This window comes from Kineococcus indalonis (genome assembly GCF_009906395.1).
Lineage (GTDB): Bacteria > Actinomycetota > Actinomycetes > Actinomycetales > Kineococcaceae > Kineococcus > Kineococcus indalonis.
Genome location: NZ_JAAALM010000213.1, coordinates 2859 through 6299 on the forward strand (window position 1 = coordinate 2859; position 3441 = coordinate 6299).

Here is a 3441-nt window from a genome sequence, read left to right on the forward strand (position 1 = left end):
CCCGCCGGCCTTCGACCCGGCCGAGGCGCCGCAGGACCCGCTGGAGCTGCTCGTGGCGTGGCTGCGCGAGGCGGCGGCCGGCGGGGTGCCCGAGCCGCACGCGCTGACGCTGGCCACGGTCGACGCCGCCGGGCGCCCGGACGCGCGGGTGATGGTCCTCAAGGACGTCGCCGAGCACGCGCTGTGGATCGCCTCCGGCGCCGGCAGCCCCAAGGGCCGGCAGCTGGCGTCGGTGCCGGTGGCGGCGCTGGTCTTCTACTGGCCGCAGCAGGGCCGGCAGGTGCGGGTGCGCGGGCGGGTGCGGGTCGCCGACGAGCAGCGCGCCGCGCACGACTTCCTGGAGCGCCCCGCGCACGGGCGCGCGGAGTCGCTGCTGGAGCGGCAGAGCCGGCCGCTGGACGAGGCGCAGATGTCCGACGAGTTCGCCGACGTCGCCGACCTCGTGGAGCTGGAGCCGGCGGTGGTGGCCTCGACCTGGCGGCTGTGGGGCGTGGACGCCTCGCGCGTGGAGTTCTGGCAGTCCGCCCCCGACGGCCAGCACCTGCGGCTGCGCTACTCGCGCGCCGAGCACGGCGGGTACGACCGCCAGCTGCTGCGCCCCTGAGAGCGCCCGGGGCGCCGCGCCCGGCGCCCCGGGCGCGGTCTCAGATGGCCAGCGCCGTGAGCCGCCCGCCGCGGCGCCGCACCGACAGCGCCAGCCCGAAGGTGCGCGAGAGCAGCTCGGCGGTCAGGACCCGCTCCACCGGCCCGGAGGCCACCGCGCGCCCGCCGCGCAGCAGCAGCGCGTGCGTGGTGCCCACGGGGATCTCCTCGACGTGGTGGGTGACCATCACGGTCGTGGGGGCGGCGGGGTCGGCGGCCAGCGCCGTCAGGCGCCGCAGCAGGTCCTCGCGCCCGCCGAGGTCCAGCCCTCCGGCGGGCTCGTCCAGCAGCAGCAGCTCGGGGTCGGTCATCAGGGCGCGCGCGATCTGGGTGCGCTTGCGCTCGCCGTCGCTGAGGGTGGCGAAGGGGCGCTGGGCGAGGTGGGCCACGCCGAGCAGGTCCAGCAGCTGCAGCGCGCGGTCCTCGTCGTCGGGGTCGTAGGCCTCCTGCCAGCGGCCGGTGACGCCGTAGGCGGCGGTGAGCACGACGTCGCGGACCTCCTCCTGGCCCGGCACGGCGCGCGCCAGGGCGGTGCTGGCCAGCCCGATGCGCGGGCGCAGCTCGAAGACGTCGACGCGGCCGAGGCGCTCGCCGAGCACGCGCACGGCGCCGGAGGTGGGGAACAGCCGGGCGGCGGCCACGGAGAGCAGCGTGGACTTGCCGGCGCCGTTGGGGCCCAGCACCACCCAGCGCTCGCCCTCGTGCACGCGCAGGTCCACGGCGTCCAGCAGGACGGTCGTGCCGCGCCGGACGGTCACGGCGTCGAGGCCGAGGACCTCGTCCTCGGCGCCGTCCTGGGCGGCGGCGTCCTGGGCGGTGGCGGTCCGCGCGGCGTCCGGGGTGGCAGGCACGGGGGAACCCTAACCAGCGCGCGGGACCGGTGCCCGTGGGGGTGCGCGGCGCCGTCGTAGGCTGCGGCGCGTGCTGGACCTGCCCCGTTCCGCGCGGCTGGCGGCCTGGGGCACCGGTGTGATCACCGGTGCCGCGGGCCTGGAGGCCGCGGTCGCCGCGGTGGTGCGCGACGACGAACCGCACGCCGTGCGCTGGGCCGAGGACGCGCCCGCCGCGCCCGGCCCCGACCCGTGCGACGTGCGCGCCCTGCTGGCGGTGCTGTCCGCGGCCGGGTGCGGCCCGCTGCTGCTGGCGCTGCCGGTGCCCGGCGACCCGCGCGGCCTGCCGGGCCCGGCGGCGGTGAACGTCGCCGCGCTGGAGGCCGGCGAGTGCGTGGTGGCCGAGCCGCCGGGCGTGGCAGGGCGCTGGGCGCTGGTGCCGGAGGTCAGGGAGTTCGGCTCGGTGTGGGAGCCGGGCGCGGTGGTGACGTGGTCGGTGCTGGGCGCGGCGCCGCGGCGGGCGCCGGAGAGCTCCAGCGTGGCCGACTCCGAGCGTGAGCTGCGCCTGGCGCTGGCCACCGCCACGCAGGCCCTGGCCGCGCTGGACGTGGCGCGCTGGCGCGAGGACGCCGCCGACCGCATCGCCGCGGTGCGCGACGGCGGCCTGGCGCGCGACGCGCTGCCGCCGGGAACGGCCCCGCGGGCGGCGCGCGTGCTGCAGACGGCGGCGCGGGTCCTGGCGATCGTGGAGCTGGCCGGGGAGGACGACGGGGCGGCGGTGACGAGCTTCGAGGCGGCCTCGCGGGCGCAGGCGCTGCGCGAGGTGGCGGCGGTGGCCCGCCGCGCGGTGGTGGCCGCGGTCAACGCGCACGCCGAGCCCGCACGGCCCTGAGGCGGCCGGGGCGCGGGCCCTCAGCGCTGCCGGAAGGCGCGCCGGTAGGCGCTGGGCGCCAGCCCGACGACGCCGGCGAGGTGGTGGCGCAGGGCCGCGGCGCTGCCCAGCCCGCAGGCGGCGGCGACCTCCTCCACGCCCAGCGCGGTGGTCTCCAGCAGGTGGCGGGCGCGTTCGACGCGCTGCTGCACCAGCCAGTGCGCCGGCGAGGTGCCGGTCTCGGCGCGGAAGCGGCGGGTGAAGGTGCGCACGCTCAGCGTCGCGTGCGCGGCCAGGTCGGCCAGGGTCAGCGGCTCGGCGAGGTGCTCCAGGGCCCACGCGCGGGTGGGGCCGGTGCCGGCGCCGCCGCCGGCGGGCACGTGCCGCTCGATGAACTGCGACTGCCCGCCCGGGCGCACGGGCGCCACGACGCACTGGCGCGCGACCCGGTTGGCGGCGGCGCTGCCGTGGTCGCGGCGCACCACGTGCAGGCACAGGTCGAGGCCGGCGGCCAGGCCCGCGGAGGTCAGCACGTCGCCGTCGTCGACGAACAGCCGGTCCTCGTCCAGGTGCACGGCCGGGTACAGGCGCCGGAACGCGGCGGCGTGGTCCCAGTGGGTGGTGGCCGGGCGCCCGTCGAGCAGCCCGGCGGCGGCCAGGACGAAGGCGCCGGTGCAGATGGAGACCACGCGCGCGCCGGGGCGCACCAGGGCCAGCGCCGCGGCCTCGCGGGGGGCCAGCGCCCCGGTGCACCGCGCCCCGGGGGTGCGGGTGCCGGGCACGACGACGGTGTCGGCCTCGGCGAGCGCGGACCCGTCGGCCTGCGGCAGCACGGCGTAGCCGCTGCTGGTGGGCACCGGCGCCCCGTCCGGGGAGCACACGAGGACCTCGTACAGGGGTGCGCCGGCGTCGTCGCGGGCCGCGCCGAACACCTGCGGCGGGATGGTCAGGTCGAAGCCGACGACGGGGGCCAGGGCCAGGACGGCGACGCGGTGCACGCCCCGACGCTAGGGCGGTGGTGGCCGGATGTCGACGGGAGGTGTCCTGCGGGCCACTGTCGTGGCGCACCGCCGCCCGCCACGCTGGACGCGTGAGCAC

General features: G+C 79.5%; 4 protein-coding genes. 2 read left to right on the forward strand and 2 right to left on the reverse strand.

The features are described from left to right. On the forward strand, positions 1–604 hold a 604-nt coding region (locus GTR00_RS11615), incomplete at its 5' end, for a pyridoxine/pyridoxamine 5'-phosphate oxidase (RefSeq protein ID WP_166611786.1). A 40-nt stretch (positions 605–644) separates the two neighbouring features. On the opposite strand, the gene GTR00_RS11620 is transcribed toward GTR00_RS11615, so the two are convergent. Further along, on the reverse strand, positions 645–1493 hold the full coding sequence (locus GTR00_RS11620) for an ABC transporter ATP-binding protein (protein WP_166611782.1): 849 nt from the start codon (positions 1491–1493) through the stop codon (positions 645–647). 70 nt (positions 1494–1563) lie between these two features. On the opposite strand from GTR00_RS11620, the gene GTR00_RS11625 reads away from it, so the two are divergent. Further along, positions 1564–2364 carry a hypothetical protein gene (locus GTR00_RS11625; RefSeq protein WP_166611783.1) on the forward strand — a complete coding sequence of 267 codons (801 nt, stop codon included), beginning with the start codon at positions 1564–1566 and terminating at the stop codon, positions 2362–2364. Positions 2365–2384: 20 nt separating this feature from the next. On the opposite strand, the gene GTR00_RS11630 is transcribed toward GTR00_RS11625, so the two are convergent. Further along, positions 2385–3341 (reverse strand): GlxA family transcriptional regulator, encoded by a 957-nt coding sequence (locus tag GTR00_RS11630; protein ID WP_166611784.1) that lies wholly within the window; start codon positions 3339–3341, stop codon positions 2385–2387. Positions 3342–3441: the final 100 nt, after the last annotated feature.